Here is a 16,868-nt window from a genome sequence, read left to right on the forward strand (position 1 = left end):
ATTATCTAATACGCTATATGAATTTACTTATATAGCGTATTAGAAAGGGGGATGAAAATGAAGTATGTTGGCATTTTAGGTGGATCAGGAGAGATAGGAAAGAGAGTTTTAAACATATTAAATACAGAATATCCTGTAATAGCTTCATATCATAGTAGACAGCAAAAATCTAAAGAAAATTGCAAGTATGTAAAACTAGATGTATCTGATAGGGTGGCAGTGAAAGAATTTTGTAAACAATGTGATATTATTGTAAATTGTGCTGGGGCTTCATATATTAATGGGGAAATTGTAGCGAGAATTGCTACAGAGCTTAATATACCCTATGTGGATCCATCTGGAGAAACATTTTTAGAGGAAAGAATTTCAGATATAGAAGGGAATAATATATTTGTATTATCAAGTGGATATTTTCCAGGAATGACAGGTATATTAATTAGTTACATTTGTGAGTATTTTGATTCAATACAAGAGATTTCAGGGTTAAGTGTTAGTGAAGAAATTCCTAGTAAATCTGCCATTGAAGATTTTATATTAACTAATTTATCAGGTTTTGGAGTTTCGTTAAGTTATTATGATGATGGAAATATAAAAAGAGATGAAAGGCAAGTATTTGAAATTATAAAAAACAAAGAATATAGATTTGAAAACTATTTAACTATTGAAGTAGAAAAGCTAGCTAAGAAATTTGGGTTAAAAAAGGCTAATTGGTACAATTGTACTTTTGGAAAAGAAATTACTGAAAAAATGCAAGAAGCGGTTATAAGTCTTAAGGTAAGTAATGATAAAAATTACTGTGAAGATATAATAAATGAGATAAGAGAAATATTTAAGAAGAATTTTGATATGAATAGGGCATTTACCTATATCAGAATAGGGGGAAAAGGAATTTTAGATGGAAAAGAAACATATAGAAATGCTGAAATATCAAGTAAATGCAGTAGTGAAATAAGTGCAATAGTAGCAGCATATACAGTGAAATCTGTATTACAATCAAATTTAGATAAGGGTATATATTATGCAATGGATATTATAAACAATGAAGAGATATTAAAAGACTTACAAAAGTTTAATGTTGATTTTAGTATTTCAGAAGTAAATGAACAAATAGGAGATGATGAATATGAAGAGGGGATATTGTAATATTCATATTATTGGAAATCCTAAAGGAAAAAAGATTTTATTAATTCATGGTATGGGATTTTATTGGTATAAATGCTTTTCTAGTATTATAAATGAACTAAAGGAGAAATACTGTTTACTAATACCAGAATTAAAAGGACATGCTCCAAATTGTAAAGAACATATAAATTCAGTATATGAAAGTGCTATTGAGATAGAAAGAGAGTTAAAGTATGAAGATATAGAAGAAATAGATTTAGTGTATGGAATATCATTAGGAGCAGCAATAGCATTAGAAATTGCTATAAGAAATAATATAACTTTAAATAAGTTAATACTTGATGGTGGACAATATAAATCTATTGGTGATAAAAAATTTGAATATGCAGAGATTATAAGCAAAGAATTTGAAAAGATTACAAAAGGGAATCACATGAATTCGATTGTTCAACAACAGATGGGATATTTAAAAAATAATGATATTGAGGTGTTAAAGCCTTTAATGTATTTAGATATAAGTGTTACATCTCTATATAAAGCTGCATTATCAGCATATAGTTATGATATAAAGCATGTAAATAAAAAGCTAAATATAGATATAGTTGTTATATTCGGTGGAAACGAAATTTATGCAAAAGAATCTGTTAACTATATTAAAGATATATGTTCAAAACCATTAATAATATATCAATATGATAATATGGGACATTCTGAAGTGTTAAGTAAATGTCCTTATGAAATATGCAAGTTAATAGATATTTAATTTATAATTGTTTGAAAGGAGAAAAATGTGTACAAATCAATGGTTTGAAGAAAACTTTAAATTAATAGAACAAGAAAAAGATTATTCTGTATATGAATATTTATCAGAAGGAGAAGGTGGATTTATTTCATATAGCATATTTGATGGCATTGAAATTGTATTTATGGATTTCAATACGAAGAATATTTTTATGCCAATTGCACCACATGAAGATATTATTGAAATTTCATGGTGCAAAAAAGGAAGGGTTGAATGTGAATTTCAAAATAGAACTATTGCTTATTTACAGGAAGGTGATTTTGGCATAAATGGAAGTGGTTATATACCATTATCTTATCAATTCCCATTAAAAATTTATGAAGCAGTATCTTTAGTTATAAATCAGAAGAAATGTTCTGATGAATTAAAAAAGTTTATGAAAACATTTTCTATTGATATGGAGATGATATGCTACAATTTAGGGTTAGAAAAAACTTGGTATATAAGCAGAGATGATAAAAAATTAAAGCATTTATTTGAAGAGATATACGAAGCTAAGAGAAATGAAAATAAAGAGTATTTTAAAATTAAAGGTATAGAATTATTGTATCATATTCATTTTTTATCCCAGTCTACAGGAAGAAAGAAAACTTATTATAAGAAAGATCAAATAAATAAAGTAAAAAAAATAAGAGATTATTTAATAGATTCTTTAGATAAAAAAATAAGTATTGAACAGTGTGCGCTTGATAGAGGAATAGGATTAACAACATTTAGGAGCATTTTTTCACAAATTTATGGAGATACACCAACAGTTTATTTTACAAAGTATAAGATGGCAGTAGCAACAAAACTTTTAAGTGATAAATCATTATCTATTATGAATATTGCACTTCAGCTAGGATATTCTAATCCAAGCAAGTTTTCAGCAGCTTTTAAAAAACAGTATGGAATGCTTCCTAAAGATTACAGGAAAAAAAATAATGAAATGGGCTATTTTTCAAAAGAATAGAATGCTTTGGAGGAGAATTGATAATGAGTATCATTTACAATATATATTAGTTAATTAGTTATAACTAAAACTCAAAAATTTAGATTTATTAGGGGGATAAAAATGAAGAATAATACAACAAATTTTGGGATTAAGGATGTTGTAACAGTAGCAGTAATGATGGTTTTATTTTTTATTGTTGCAACAATAGTAGGCATGGCTACTGTAACATCACCAATTTTATACTTATATGGAACAGCAGGAATTGAGATGTTTATTGGAGCTATATTTTACTTAGTATGTGCAAACAGAATTAACAAACATGGATTAATTTTTATATGGTCAGTGGTATATGGATTGATTAATGCTGCAATGGGATATACATTTATGCTTCCTTATTTTATAGTAGTTGGACTTATAGCAGAATTATCAATGGTAGGTAAAGATACTTATAGGAATCCAAATAGAAATATGATAGGTTGGTCAATTTATGGAATAGGAATGGTTGTAGGTATAGCACTACCTATATATGTATCATGGGAAAATTATAAAAAAATGGCTTTAGAAGGTGGATTTGCAGAGGCTACTTTAACAATGCAATATGAGATGGTAACAAATCCAGCATTAATGGGAATTGCAATTATAATAACAATAGTTCTTTCGGTTTTAGGTGTTTTATTTGCACAAAAATTATTGAAAAAGCACTTTAAGAAAGCCGGGATTGTAGGTTAATAAGATGTATGAGAAAAAGAGTAATATAAACAGAATTAATGGAGCCACAGGATTAATATTGACAGTTCTTTCATGTGTAGTAACCATACTTTCTGTAAATATTTATACTCATGCCTTATTTGTTTTGTGGTTATTTGTTTTATTTATTTATTTCGGATTTAAAAAGCAAGGAATAATATATTTCTCCATATATGGACTAACCTTATTTTGGTTAATAAGGTTAGTACCATTAGGAGTAGGATTTCCTTCTCCAATGTTATTAGGAATGATATATACCTTTATTGTTCCAATTATGTCAGCATATATTACATCAAAAATACCATCAGGTAAAGTAATAGCCGTTTTTCAAAAATTGCCTATACCGAAAAATATTATACTTATCTTAATTGTTATGATAAGGTTTACACCAACGGTTGCAGGAGAGTTTAGCTCAATTAGGGAAGCTATGAAAGTAAGAGGATTTATTGGGGATTTTAGAAAAGTAATACTTCATCCTTTAAAAACATTTGAATATGGAGTTGTACCAATTATATTTAGATCGATTAAAGTAGGTGATGAGCTTGCGGCAGCATCTATTGTAAAGGGAGTAGACAATCCTTGTAAGAAGGAAAGTTATTATTCTAGCAAGTTAACTTATATTGATCATATTATTCTTATAATAAGTTTTGTTATTGGGATTATAGGGATTTTTTTAGTGGAGGCATAGGAAGATAGATGGAAAAGAAGATAAGTATTAAAAATTTAACCTTTTCTTATGATAAGAATACTGAGCAATTAAAGGGAATAGATTTTGATGTGAAAAAAGGTGAATGTGTCGTTTTGATGGGGAAATCAGGTTGTGGAAAGAGTTCATTAACAAGAGTAGTTAATGGGTTAATACCTAATTTTTACACAGGCCACCTGAATGGGAACATTTTTATTGATGACATAAAGCTGGATGAGTTAAAGTCTTGGGAAATAGGAAGGATGACAGGAAATGTATTTCAAGATCCAAGAAGCCAGTTTTTTGCAAATGAGGTTGGTGGAGAAGTTGCTTTTGGATGTGAAAATTTGGGGTTAACACATAAGGAAATTGTTGAGAGAGTAGATAAATCATCAGAGGATATGGGTATAAAAGATATTTTAGATAAAAGTATGTATACAATTTCATACGGTATGAGGCAAAAAGTTGCAATTGCATCAGCTAAAGCAATTGATCCGGACATTTATATATTAGATGAACCATCTGCAAATTTAGATATTGAATCCACAAAACTTCTTAAAGATATGATTGGATACCTAAAAGATTTAGGAAAAACTATTATAGTTGCAGAACATAGATTGTATTATCTAAAAGGAATAGCTGATACTTATGTTTTTATGAATGAAGGACAGATTATAAAGAAGTTATCTCAGGATGAAGTTAATAAAGAGCACTCAAAAGAACTTATGAATATGGGGTTAAGAGCTATAGATTTGAAATCAATAGAGTTACCACAGAAAAAGATTAGTAATATTAAAAAGTTTAATTTAGAAGTATGTAATATATCAAAAGTTTTAGATAAAAAATATATACTTAAAGATATAAATTTAAATTTTCATTCAAATGAAATAATTGGACTAGTAGGTAAAAATGGAACGGGAAAAAGTACTTTAGGAAAAATTATAGCAGGAGTTATGAAAGAATCATGTGGAAATATACTTTTAGATAGAGAAAAATTAAAACCTAAAAAAAGATTTGAAAGTATATGGTATATACCACAGGATTTAGATACTCAGCTATTTGGAGAAGATTTAATAGATGAATTAACTACAGGACTTAAGGTTGATGAAGAGTTAAAATATAAAGCAGAAAAAATTCTTAAGAAATTAGATCTTTATGATTATAAAGATAGGCATCCATCCACGTTGTCAGGAGGTCAGAAGCAAAGACTTGTTCTTGGAGTGGCAATTATTCATGGAGCAAAAGTTATAGTTTTAGATGAACCGACTTCAGGACTTGATGGAATTAATATGAGAAGAGTAAGTGAAGTTATAAGAGAAATGAACAAAAATGGCAGGAAATTTATAGTAATATCACATGATATAGAATTTATAATTAATGCGTGTGATAGGTTAATTAAACTAGATGATGGAAAAATTGTAGAAGACTACTATTTAAATTCATCATCTACACTGGAAGTACTTAAATCAATGGGTTATTGAGGTGAAAAATTTGAATTGTTTAAAAGGTAATATAGGAAAATGTATATTCTCTGTAATAATGGCAATTTTAGGAGTGGCATGTAGTACAATACCTTATTTTATTGTAGCTAAAATAGTGACACTATTAATTAATGGAACAAAGGATATAAATGTTTTTATACCATTATTTTTTGTGATTTTAGGTGGTTTTGTTGGTGGAGTAATATTCCATGAAATATCTACACTAACGTCACATAACTTAGCATTTACAATCATTGAGAATACAAGAAAAGAGCTAGTGAGTAAATTAAGTAGAGTATCTATGGGGACTATAGAGGAAAAAAGTAGTGGAAAATGGACTCAATTTATGGTTGAAACATTGGATAAAATGGAAAAGCCCATTGCCCATGTTATACCAGAGGTTATAGCTAATCTAATTATTCCAGTTGTACTGGTAGTGTGTATATTTATTATGAACTGGAAAATTGGACTTGCAAACTTAGCAACAGTACCTTTAGGAATATTATTTTCAATGCTAACTATGAGTGGATATGAAGAAAAATCAAAAAAATATAATGATGCATCAAAAAGGATGAACTCCACAGTGGTTGAATATATTAAAGGAATTAAAGTTATTAAAGCATTCAATCAGTCAGCATCTTCATATGGTAAATTTAAAGAATCAGTTTCAGAAAATAGAGATTCAATGTTTAATTGGTATTTAAGTGTGTGTTTCTATATGGTAGCAGCTATGGAGGTTTTACCATCTACATTATTAGTGGTACTACCTGTATCTTTATTGTTATTTATGAATGGAGCTGTAGAAGTTGGAACTGTAGTAATGTGTGTATTATTAGCGTATGCATCATACAAACCGTTAATTAAGGCAATGACTTATATGGATACTATGGCAAATATAAGAGTAGTATTTGCTGAAATTAAAAATATCATGGAACTTGAAGAATTAGATAGGCCTAATAAAAAAAGAGCTGTAAATGGTTCAACTGTTGAGTTTAAAAATGTAGGTTTCAAATATGATAAAAAATCAGTTTTTGATAGTTTAAGTTTTAAAGCTAAAGAAGGTGAATTGACAGCAATTGTAGGACCATCAGGAAGCGGAAAATCTACAATTGCAAAATTATTAGCTGGTTTTTGGAACACACAAGATGGACACATAAAAATAGGAGGTGTTGCAGTTAATGAAATGTCACTTCAACAAAATATGGAATTAGTAACTTATGTATCTCAGGAGAATTTTTTATTTAATAAAAGTATTGTTGAAAATATGAGGATAGCTAAACCTGATGCAACGTTGGAAGAAATTAGAGCGGCTTGTAGAAAAGCAAGCTGTGATGAGTTTATTATGAGTCTTCCAAATGGATATGATACTAATGCTGGAGATGCAGGAAATGGATTTTCAGGAGGACAGAGGCAGAGAATTACAATTGCAAGAGCACTTCTTAAAGATAGTCCTATAGTTGTATTAGATGAAGCAACTGCATATTCAGACCCTGAAAATGAAGCATTAATTCAAAAGTCAATTAATGCACTTGTAAAGAATAAGACAGTGATTATGATTGCGCATAGACTTTCAACTATTATAGGTGCTAATAAAATTATCGTATTAAATAGAGGAAAGATAGAGGATTATGGAAAACACTCAGAATTAATTGAAAAATGTCCTTTATATAAGTCCATGTGGGATTCGCATATTAATGCCAAAGATGGAATGGAGGTATATAGATGATTGATTTAATTAAAAAATTATATGCCGTATCTGGAAAAGAATCTAAACGGATTACAAATATGTTAGTTGCAGAGGTTATAAAAGGAATTTTTGAAGGGGTTGCATTAGGGGCAGTTATGTTACTTCTTTTAAAGATGTGCATGAAAGTATTTGATGGAAAAGATGTCACTAAAAAAGATGTTATTGTAGTATTTCTAGTTATACTAACAAGTGTTTTAGGTAAGATTATAGCAGGATATATAGCAGATAAAAATAAAAATATTGCATCTTATAATATGGGAGCAGAAAATAGATTATTTATAGGAGATAGATTGAAAAATGTTCATATGGGGTATTTTAACAATAATAAGCTAGGTAATATTTCTAGTGGATTAACTACTGTTATTAGTGAACTTGAAACTGTAGGTGTATATATTATTGAAATGTTATTGGTAGGTTTAATACAAACTGGGATTATGGCTATATTTATGATACCCTTCGATTGGATTACTGGAGCAATAATACTTGCAACACTAGTTTTAAGCATTTTAATAAATAATTTATTTCAGAAAAAGGCAGATAGCTTAACAAAAAAATTATTGGATCTAAAAATAAATCTAAATGCAGCTACTCTAGAATATGTTCAAGGAATTGGTGTTATCAAAGCGTTTTTACAGGGAGATAAATCTATTAAAAGTTTAAATAAGATAATTAGTGAAAATAGAAAAGGATTTCTAGATGTGGAAAAAGCTATAGCACCTGCGCAAGTTTTATATATGATTATTTTTAAACTTGGAACTTGTGCAATAATACTAACTTCACTAATGAGATATGAATCAGGGCAAATAGAAATAGAAAAAACTATTATGCTTATAGTAGCAAGTTTCATTGTGTTTGGTGGTTTTGAACTAGCAGGAAGTATGCAAGGAGTTAGAGGAATTGCTATAAAAAATTTAGAAACAATTACTGAATTAAGAAATATACCAGTAATAGGAGAAGGACAAGGTGAAAAATTCAATAATGTAAATGTTGAAGCAAAGGATGTTGTATTTTCATATGACAACAAAGAAAAAATTATCAATAATTTAACTTCATTCTTTGAAGAAAATAAAACCACTGCTATCGTTGGTCCATCTGGATCTGGAAAAACTACTTTATGTAATCTAATTGCAAGATTTTGGGATGTTAATAGTGGAAGAATTTCTATTGGAGATTTAAATGTAAAAGACTATAAATATGATAATTTATTATCTCATATAACAATGGTATTTCAAGATGTATATTTATTTGAAGATACAGTTAAAAATAATATTAAATTTGGAAAACCTGATGCAACAGATGAAGAAATAATAGAAATTGCTAAAAAAGCATGTTGCCATGAATTTATTATGGAATTAGAAAATGGATACGACACAGTATTGCATGAGGGTGGAATTAGTCTTTCAGGTGGGGAAAGGCAAAGAATTTCTATTGCAAGAGCAATGCTTAAAGATAGTAATTTAATTATTTTAGACGAAGCAACATCTAGTATTGATCCAGAAAATGAAGAAAAGCTTATGACAGCATTTAAAGAGTTATTAAAGAATAAAACAGCTATCATTATTGCACAAAGAATTAGTACAATTAGAGAAGCTGATCAGATTATTGTTATTGATAATGGAGAGATTGTCCAAAAAGGTGTACATGATGAATTAAAGAATACACCGGGCATTTATAGAAACTTTATTAAAGAGAAAGAAGAAGCGCTTTCTTGGAATATATAGACTTAATGATATATATAGTTGAGTTTAATATAAACAAAAATTTAATAGTATAATTTAAGTTGGACTATATCAGAATAAACTTTTATAACTTTATTCTGATATAGTCTTTTTATTTATAAGTATCAGTATAATTTAATATTCATTTTTAATTTGAATTAAATAGAAAATAATACATATATATCAATACTTAAGAAATCTTAAGATTATATAAAGTTAAAATTAATAATGGAAGAGTATTATTAAGATAAATTTATGTTAATAAAATATTTGAAGTTTTATTGTCATTATTATAGATTTATCAAAGAAAAGGGAAAGGAGATAATTATTTGAAAATATTAATTTTAACTAGTCGTTTTGGAATGGGGCATTATTGTGCAGCAGAGGCAATAAAAGAAGAATTAAAGGTATCAGATTCCGATGATATCATTGAAATTCAGGATATTGTTAAGGTTTTATTCCCTAGTATTTATAAACTGGTTTATGCTTTTTTTAATCTTTTTATTTGTAGATTTTCAGGTATATATAATTTTATAAATAGTTTTGCTACAAAGCATGAAAAAACTTGCTTAAATAGACGTATTTTAAATAAAATAAATTGGTTAATTAAAAAATATGATCCAGATTTAATAATATCTACATGGTCAGCAGCGTCTAGATATGTTTCAATTTACAAGAAAAAATATGAAAAGAACATTTTATTATATACATATATTACTGATATTACAGCTCATGATGGATGGATTACTGATGCTAGTGATATGTATTTTGTAGCTACAAAAAGTACAAAAGAAAGCCTTATAGCTAGAGGGATTGATGATGATAAAATTATTATAAATGGTATACCTGTAAGGCAGTCATTTAAACAAGATTTACAATTTAAAGATTTTCACCGTGAAAATGTATTATCATTTCAATCTATGGATAACAATCATGAGTTTTTAGGTGAATTCAATAAGGATAAAAAAGAAATACTTATAATGGGTGGAGGATTAGGTCTAATACCAAACATTGACAATATATTAAAATCATTATATGAAGTAAACAATATTCATATTACAATTATAACTGGCAAAAATAAAAAAATATTAAAAAATATTAAAAGAAATTACCCTAAAATAAATGCAATTGGTTATACAAATAAAGTAGATATTTATATGAAAAGAGCAGATTTAATAATTACTAAGCCAGGAGGAATTTCAATTTTTGAAGCTATTTATACTACAACACCGTTATATGTTATGAAACCGTGTTTATCTCAAGAAATTGGAAATGCTGAATTTATTGAAAAAATGTTTATAGGAAAAATTGTATGGGAAAATAACTTTTATATAGCAGAGGATATAATATCATTAATAAATAATGAAAAGCTTATGGAAAAGATGAAATATAATATGAAATCTTTACAAAATGAGATTTTACAACTAAATTTAAAGAAGATTTATGAAAGGAATATACAAAAATATGTGGATTTCAATACTGCTGACAACTATTATATTGGTCTTAGTGATATATGGAGGTATTCCCACATTACTTTACAGAAGGTGGAATAGAAGCCTTAAAAAGCAAAGAAAAAGAAAAGGGGTAGAAAATATATATTTAACATTTGATGATGGGGTTGACAGCAAATATACTATAGAAGTGCTTAGAGTTTTAAAAAAATATAAAATCCCAGCAACATTTTTTGTTGTAGCAGAATTTGCTAGAGATAATAAAGAAATTATTGATGAAATTAAAAAAGATGGACATGTTATAGGACTACATTCACTACAGCATAAAAACGAAATCTTTCAAACACCAAGGAACACAAAAAAAGATTTTTTCGAAAGTATAAACATATTGAATGAACTGGGTATTAAGCCGAAATTTTTTAGACCACCATGGGGGCATTTTAGTTTAGCAGCTATAAATGAAATAAATAATGCAAATTTAAAGATTATTCTTTGGAATGTAATTGTTGGAGATTGGAAGGCAAATATGGATTCAAGAACTATAGCAGATAGGTTGATTAGTGAAACGGAGAAGGGTGACATTATATGTCTTCATGATGGAAGAGGTAAAAATGATGCGCCAAGAAGAACTGTTGAAGCATTGGAAATAGTTCTTCCAATTTGGAAATCTCAGGGATTTATTTTTGGAACAGTGGAGGAACTTTATGAGTAAGAGTACAAGACTATGGAATTTAATGAAAAATGGTGGATTATTTATAATTTTTGTAGCTGTAACATTCAAGATGATTTTCTTAAATTCGGACTTTAAGCAGATTATAAAAACAGTATCACAAGTAAATATAGTGTATATTGTTATAGGGATAGTGGCTATGCTTATTATGGTTCTTTGTGAGGCTATAAATATTAAACGTAGTTTAGAGAAGTTTAAGGAAAAGGCAACGTTATTTCAATGCATACAGTATTCTTTTGTAGGAATTTTTTTTAGTTCTGTAACGCCAGGTGCAAGTGGTGGACAACCAATGCAGCTTTATTTTATGCATAAGAAAAAAATAAATATTTCAAATGCTATGCTAGCTTTGTTAATATGTCTTGCAACATACCAATTTGTTACTGTATCAATGGCAATTGTTAGTTTAATAGTGCAATTTAACTTCTTCAAAGGAGCCATCGGGAAATTTGGTGTTTTGCTACTTTTAGGTATTGGTATAAATATAACTTTATTGCTATTAATATTGGTAGTCATTTTTTCAAAACAAATTATTTTTAAAGTTGTAAACTTAATTTGTAAAGTTTTAGAACGATTTAATGCTCAAAAATCTATAAAATTTAGGGAAAAAGCTCTAATAGAGATAGAAAAGTATAAAAAAGGGGCAGATTATATTAAGAATGATAAAATATTTATAATTAAAACTATCCTTATTACTACAATACAAATTTTGGCATTACATAGTATTCCATTTTGGGTTTATAAAGCTTTTGGAATGTCTTCAGTTTCTTTTATTCAATTAATATGTGTTCAATCTGCATTATACATTACAGGTGCAGCATTACCATTCCCAGGTGCAGTAGGAATAGGTGAAGGAGGATTCTTAGTATTTTTTAAAACAATATTTCCAGCTCAGATATTGAGTTCAGCTATGTTACTTAGTAGAGGAATTAGTTTTTATCTAATGGTATTGATTAGTGGTATAGGGATTATGTTTTTGCAACTAAATTCAAATAAAGATTCAAAAGGTGTTGTGAAAAATATGAGTATGAAAAATGATACACTATAAATTATAATATAAATTAATTGAATGAAGGGAGGTACAAATACATGAATTATACCATATTAATTGCGGAAGATGATAATGATATAGTAAAATTGCTAAAATTGTATTTAGAAAGTAGTGGATACAGAGTATTGACAGTGGATAATGGATTATCTGCATTTGAGCTTATAAAAAATGAGCAAATTGATTTGGCTGTAGTTGACATAATGATGCCCAAAATGGATGGATACGAACTTATAAAGAAAACTAGGGAAGTGAAGAATATTCCTATTTTGATTTTGTCTGCTAAAAATCAAGATACAGATAAAATATTAGGTCTTAATTTAGGTGCAGATGATTATATGACGAAGCCTTTTAGTCCTTTAGAAATAATAGCAAGAGTAAAGGCAAATTTGAGACGTTTTTATAATCTTAATAATGGGGATTCCATAGTTTATAAAAATGCAGAAATTGTAATTGGAGAGTTGATTTTGAATACTGAAAAGTTGACTCTTACAAAAAATGGCGCTGAGATTATTATTACTCCTAATGAATACAAAATTCTTGCATTGTTAATGAAATCTCCAGGAAGGGTATACACCAAGTCTCAAATTTGTGAAGCTATGAACGGAGAGCTTTATGATAATTATGAAAATGTAATTACTGTACATATATCACACTTGAGGGAAAAAATTGAGAGCGACTCAAGAAATCCAAGATATATTAAGAATATAAGGGGGCTTGGATATAAAATTGAAGAGTAAGAAGAGAAAAAGAGGTAACTTTTTCACGCTACTTATCTGCAATTACATTGTATTTACTTTACTTTTGGTTATTGTATTAAGTGCATTTTTTGTAATAGGTATGTTTGTGGCTGGGAGAAACGCAATGCAAGCTAATCCAGATCGTTTTTTGCCATATAAAGATATTATATCAGAGGGAAGATATGAAGATATGCCCTTAAATAAGATGTTTGGAAAAGATGTATCCATTGTTGTTTTAAACGAAAAACTTCAATGTGTATATAAAAGTAACTCTGAAGTTGAAGTGCCTAATTTTAGTGAAGATGAAATTGAATATATTCCTTTATATACAGTGGGAGCTTATGTGTATAAAGAAGAATTTGTAAATGAAAAAAATGAAAAGTGTACTTCTATATCTGTATATTGTTTAGAAAATGATGAAGAAGTTAATCATAAGTTGTATGTTGTGGATGAAAAACTAAATATACTTTATCAATCAAAGAATACTGGAAAAACTTCATTAACTGAAAGGGAATATAAATTGATTACTAATACCTTTTATGAAAATCACAGACTTACCAAGTATAAATTTAAAAATAGTTATGGAAACGCATATACAATGCTCATATACCAACCTTTAGAAAATGGAGATTTTCTATTTTCACAAGTAAGTTTAATGACTAAGAGTGTATTTTCAAGTTTTTTTATATTCTATTGTATCTTAATTGTAATATTTATTATTTGGTTAAACCACAAAGTAAAGAAACCACTGAAACTTTTGCATAATGCAATGGTGAAATTTTCTGAAGGACAACGACAAGTTTATTTAAATTACAAAGGGCCACGCGAGTTTGAAGAAATTTGCGAAAGCTTTAACCATATGTCCATGCAACTTTATGAAAGTGAGGAAAATCGTAAGAAACTTGAAAAAGATAAGCAAAAAATGATTGCAGATATTTCTCATGATCTAAAAACTCCTATTACTGTAATTCAAGGATATGCAAAAGGAATTTATGATGGAATGGTTAGTTTGGAAGAACAGCAACAGTATCTTGAAACTATCTATAAGAAATCAGAGGGACTTACAGAACTTATCAATACTTTCTATGAATATAGTAAAATGGAGCATCCAGATTATAGTTTGAATTTAGAGAAGTGTGATATATGCATTTTTTTAAGAGATTATATGGCTGATAAATATAATGAATTTAATCTTGGAGGATTTGAACTGGAAATTGACATTCCAGAGGAACGTATTCTCTCTAAGATTGATAAGGTACAGCTAAAACGTGCCTTTGAAAATATTATTAATAATGCTATAAAACATAATGGAAGTGGCACAATATTTACGTGTATTCTATATCCAATGGAAGAGTATGTAAAAATAATTGTGGCAGATAATGGATGTGGTATTCAAGAAGAAATAAGTTATGATATCTTTGAGCCGTTTGTTGTGGGAGAAAAATCTCGTAGTAAGCAGGGTTCTGGTCTTGGACTTGCAGTAAGTAAAAAAATTATTGAAGGTCATGGTGGTAGTATTTCATTGGTAATGCCACCTAATTATAAGTATAAAACGGAATTTGAAATACTGTTGCCAATTGTGAAGAGTAGTTAATATAAGATAAGTTTAGATAAACAATCACTATTCACTTTCAATCTTACTTTTTAATTGGTTTCCAACATGATAATAGAATAAACTATAATCTTAATAGTATCATTTGATAAATATATTATTTAAACTTTGAACTTGGAGCCCTATATAGTGAAACAAGGTGAATAATTTATATTTAATAGGAATGGAGCGTTTTTATGAGTAAATTAGATGAAATATTAGAGTTCAATAGGAATTTTGTAGATAAGAAGGAATATAAACAATATGTAACATCAAAGAATCCAAAGAAAAAAATAGTTATTTTATCTTGTATGGATACAAGACTTACAGATCTTTTACCCAAAGCGTTAAATATTAAAAATGGAGATGCTAAGATAGTGAAGAATGCAGGAGCTACAGTTATGCATCCTTTCGGAAGTATAATTAGAAGTATTATAGTTGCAATTTATGAGTTTGAGACAGATGAGGTTCTAGTTATTGGACATCCAGGTTGTGGTATGTGTAATTTAGATACAGATAGTTTATTAGAAAAGGCAATTAACAGAGGAATATCCAAAGATTCTATAGACACACTTTTTAACAGTGGAATTGACGTTAAAAAATGGCTTCATGGATTTGACTCTGTAGAAGAATCTATAATAGATAGTGTAAATCTAATAAAAAATCATCCACTAATGCCAAAGGGTATAGCAATTCATGGATTAACAATACATCCTGAAACAGGAAAACTTGATGTAATTATTAATGGATATAATACATAAGTAAGATTCTATTGGTAAATTGCGTTCAAATTTATTAATAGATATACTATAGTTACTTATATAAAATTGCACTGTGAAAAAATTTAGAATCATTAAGAACTAAATAGAATTTCGTTAGGGAAAATTTTATATGGAAAATAAATACTGATGAAATGGTAATATAGATAGATAAAAAAATACATAATTAGGTAAATAATATATTGCAAAAATAGCTAGTAAAATTATAGAATTTTTACTAGCTATTTTTTTGCTTTTCTAAAAGCAAGTGGAGTTTTTCCGTGAGTTTTTTTAAACATTTTTATGAAGTTGCCACTGTGGTTATAACCAATCATATTAGATATTTCATCTACACTTAATTCTGTTGTGGTTAGTAAGTTTTCAGCCATTGCCATTCTTATAGAATTTGTATATTTAGCTATTGACATATGATATTTTGCTGAAAAACCAGCTTTTAGTTTTTGCTCATTTAGAAATACCATTTTACTTAAGTTATTGATAGTAGGAGGATTACAAGCTTCTTTTGTTAATATATCATGGGCTTTTTGTATTGAGTTAATATCAGAAGCAGTTAAAGTAATAAATCTATTTTTTCCTATTTTAATATCTCCATAATCTAATTGATTAGTAAAGGCATTTTCAGGTGATGAAGAAATTTCATTGTTTATTAAAGCAATACATTCTAAAATTTTACTTTCTAGATACAATGGAGTTAGTTTTTTTGCTTCACCTAAGTTTCTTAAATTTTGAATTATAGAAGATATTTCTAAAGGTAAATAATTATAAGTATAGTTGCTAATAAAATTATTAAAATCTATAGTTTTTGGAAATGCTGGTTTTATTATCTCATCAAAATATTTTTTGTATATTGTTATTTCTGCTCCATGAAAATGCTGACCTTTTTTCCAAGATTGTTTTCCTTTTATTTCATTTTCAATTACAAAAAAGGATGAAGGAGTAAAAGATGAAATAGGGTTATTTTCAATTTTAAATTCTGTTTCACCAGTATATACTGTACCAAATCGCATTAGTTCTTCATTGTGATGAAATGAAATAGAAAAATTTGATGGTATAGTATAATCTCCAATGATAAAGTCATAGTATCCTTCTCTAGAATATTTAATAAAATATCCAAGTTTAGGTCTTTTTTCATTTTTATAAATAGTTAAGCTTTCCATAGGAAATGCATTAAAGGTCATGTTGTTTAAAAATTTATTTTGAAACTCTTTTGTAGTTTTTGAAATCATATTTTAAACCCCTTCTTTTTATGTTGAATTTATTATAAGTAAGTGTATAAATCTATATTGGAAAATGGAA

General features: G+C 27.9%; 15 protein-coding genes. 14 read left to right on the top strand and 1 reads right to left on the bottom strand.

Features of this window, described 5'->3' with window-relative positions:
• Nucleotides 1-57 precede the first annotated feature (57 nt).
• From BN346_RS11585 to BN346_RS11650, 14 genes are all read left to right on the top strand, one after another.
• A complete protein-coding gene (locus BN346_RS11585) occupies nt 58-1,143 on the top strand; it encodes an NAD-dependent epimerase/dehydratase family protein (RefSeq protein WP_051540339.1) in 1,086 nt (361 codons plus the stop codon).
• Nucleotides 1,124-1,885 (top strand): alpha/beta hydrolase, encoded by a 762-nt coding sequence (locus BN346_RS11590; RefSeq protein WP_040328765.1) that lies wholly within the window; start codon nt 1,124-1,126, stop codon nt 1,883-1,885. Before BN346_RS11585 ends, BN346_RS11590 begins: the two co-directional genes overlap by 20 nt.
• Before the next feature lie 25 nt (nt 1,886-1,910).
• Nucleotides 1,911-2,876: a helix-turn-helix domain-containing protein gene (locus BN346_RS11595; RefSeq protein ID WP_040328767.1), complete on the top strand. Its 966-nt coding sequence runs from the start codon at nt 1,911-1,913 to the stop codon at nt 2,874-2,876.
• A 102-nt stretch (nt 2,877-2,978) separates the two neighbouring features.
• A complete protein-coding gene (locus BN346_RS11600; RefSeq protein ID WP_040328768.1) occupies nt 2,979-3,587 on the top strand; it encodes an MptD family putative ECF transporter S component in 609 nt (202 codons plus the stop codon).
• Nucleotides 3,588-3,591: 4 nt separating this feature from the next.
• Nucleotides 3,592-4,293 (top strand): energy-coupling factor transporter transmembrane component T, encoded by a 702-nt coding sequence (locus BN346_RS11605; protein ID WP_040328769.1) that lies wholly within the window; start codon nt 3,592-3,594, stop codon nt 4,291-4,293.
• Nucleotides 4,294-4,301: 8 nt separating this feature from the next.
• A complete protein-coding gene (locus BN346_RS11610) occupies nt 4,302-5,771 on the top strand; it encodes an ABC transporter ATP-binding protein (protein ID WP_040328770.1) in 1,470 nt (489 codons plus the stop codon).
• A gap of 10 nt (nt 5,772-5,781) precedes the next feature.
• Nucleotides 5,782-7,497 carry an ABC transporter ATP-binding protein gene (locus BN346_RS11615; protein ID WP_040328772.1) on the top strand — a complete coding sequence of 572 codons (1,716 nt, stop codon included), beginning with the start codon at nt 5,782-5,784 and terminating at the stop codon, nt 7,495-7,497.
• A complete protein-coding gene (locus tag BN346_RS11620; protein ID WP_040328773.1) occupies nt 7,494-9,239 on the top strand; it encodes an ABC transporter ATP-binding protein in 1,746 nt (581 codons plus the stop codon). Before BN346_RS11615 ends, BN346_RS11620 begins: the two co-directional genes overlap by 4 nt.
• Nucleotides 9,240-9,565: 326 nt before the next feature.
• A complete protein-coding gene (locus BN346_RS11625; protein WP_051540341.1) occupies nt 9,566-10,789 on the top strand; it encodes an MGDG synthase family glycosyltransferase in 1,224 nt (407 codons plus the stop codon).
• A complete protein-coding gene (locus BN346_RS11630) occupies nt 10,743-11,399 on the top strand; it encodes a polysaccharide deacetylase family protein (protein ID WP_242838429.1) in 657 nt (218 codons plus the stop codon). The genes BN346_RS11625 and BN346_RS11630 overlap by 47 nt, the downstream gene beginning before the upstream one ends.
• A complete protein-coding gene (locus tag BN346_RS11635; protein ID WP_040328776.1) occupies nt 11,392-12,462 on the top strand; it encodes a lysylphosphatidylglycerol synthase transmembrane domain-containing protein in 1,071 nt (356 codons plus the stop codon). The genes BN346_RS11630 and BN346_RS11635 overlap by 8 nt, the downstream gene beginning before the upstream one ends.
• Before the next feature lie 41 nt (nt 12,463-12,503).
• A complete protein-coding gene (locus BN346_RS11640; RefSeq protein WP_040328778.1) occupies nt 12,504-13,202 on the top strand; it encodes a response regulator transcription factor in 699 nt (232 codons plus the stop codon).
• Nucleotides 13,192-14,796, top strand: coding sequence for a HAMP domain-containing sensor histidine kinase (locus tag BN346_RS11645; protein WP_148361104.1), 1,605 nt, complete (start codon nt 13,192-13,194; stop codon nt 14,794-14,796). Before BN346_RS11640 ends, BN346_RS11645 begins: the two co-directional genes overlap by 11 nt.
• 194 nt (nt 14,797-14,990) lie before the next feature.
• On the top strand, nt 14,991-15,554 hold the full coding sequence (locus tag BN346_RS11650; protein WP_040328781.1) for a beta-class carbonic anhydrase: 564 nt from the start codon (nt 14,991-14,993) through the stop codon (nt 15,552-15,554).
• Between the two features lie 239 nt (nt 15,555-15,793).
• Here the strand turns inward: BN346_RS11650 and BN346_RS11655 are convergent, their stop codons facing one another.
• On the bottom strand, nt 15,794-16,798 hold the full coding sequence (locus tag BN346_RS11655) for a helix-turn-helix domain-containing protein (protein WP_040328783.1): 1,005 nt from the start codon (nt 16,796-16,798) through the stop codon (nt 15,794-15,796).
• Between the last annotated feature and the right edge of the window lie 70 nt (nt 16,799-16,868).

This window comes from Clostridium ihumii AP5 (assembly GCF_000612845.1).
GTDB lineage: Bacteria > Bacillota > Clostridia > Clostridiales > Clostridiaceae > Clostridium_J > Clostridium_J ihumii.

What these genes read in the sequence shown, in the direction of transcription:
- BN346_RS11585 (WP_051540339.1), top strand. Translation starts at nt 58, where the DNA reads ATGAAGTATGTTGGCATTTTAGGTGGATCAGGAGAGATAGGAAAGAGA.
- BN346_RS11590 (WP_040328765.1), top strand. Translation starts at nt 1,124, where the DNA reads ATGAAGAGGGGATATTGTAATATTCATATTATTGGAAATCCTAAAGGA.
- BN346_RS11595 (WP_040328767.1), top strand. Translation starts at nt 1,911, where the DNA reads ATGTGTACAAATCAATGGTTTGAAGAAAACTTTAAATTAATAGAACAA.
- BN346_RS11600 (WP_040328768.1), top strand. Translation starts at nt 2,979, where the DNA reads ATGAAGAATAATACAACAAATTTTGGGATTAAGGATGTTGTAACAGTA.
- BN346_RS11605 (WP_040328769.1), top strand. Translation starts at nt 3,592, where the DNA reads ATGTATGAGAAAAAGAGTAATATAAACAGAATTAATGGAGCCACAGGA.
- BN346_RS11610 (WP_040328770.1), top strand. Translation starts at nt 4,302, where the DNA reads ATGGAAAAGAAGATAAGTATTAAAAATTTAACCTTTTCTTATGATAAG.
- BN346_RS11620 (WP_040328773.1), top strand. Translation starts at nt 7,494, where the DNA reads ATGATTGATTTAATTAAAAAATTATATGCCGTATCTGGAAAAGAATCT.
- BN346_RS11635 (WP_040328776.1), top strand. Translation starts at nt 11,392, where the DNA reads ATGAGTAAGAGTACAAGACTATGGAATTTAATGAAAAATGGTGGATTA.
- BN346_RS11640 (WP_040328778.1), top strand. Translation starts at nt 12,504, where the DNA reads ATGAATTATACCATATTAATTGCGGAAGATGATAATGATATAGTAAAA.
- BN346_RS11650 (WP_040328781.1), top strand. Translation starts at nt 14,991, where the DNA reads ATGAGTAAATTAGATGAAATATTAGAGTTCAATAGGAATTTTGTAGAT.
- BN346_RS11655 (WP_040328783.1), bottom strand. Translation starts at nt 16,798, where the DNA reads ATGATTTCAAAAACTACAAAAGAGTTTCAAAATAAATTTTTAAACAAC.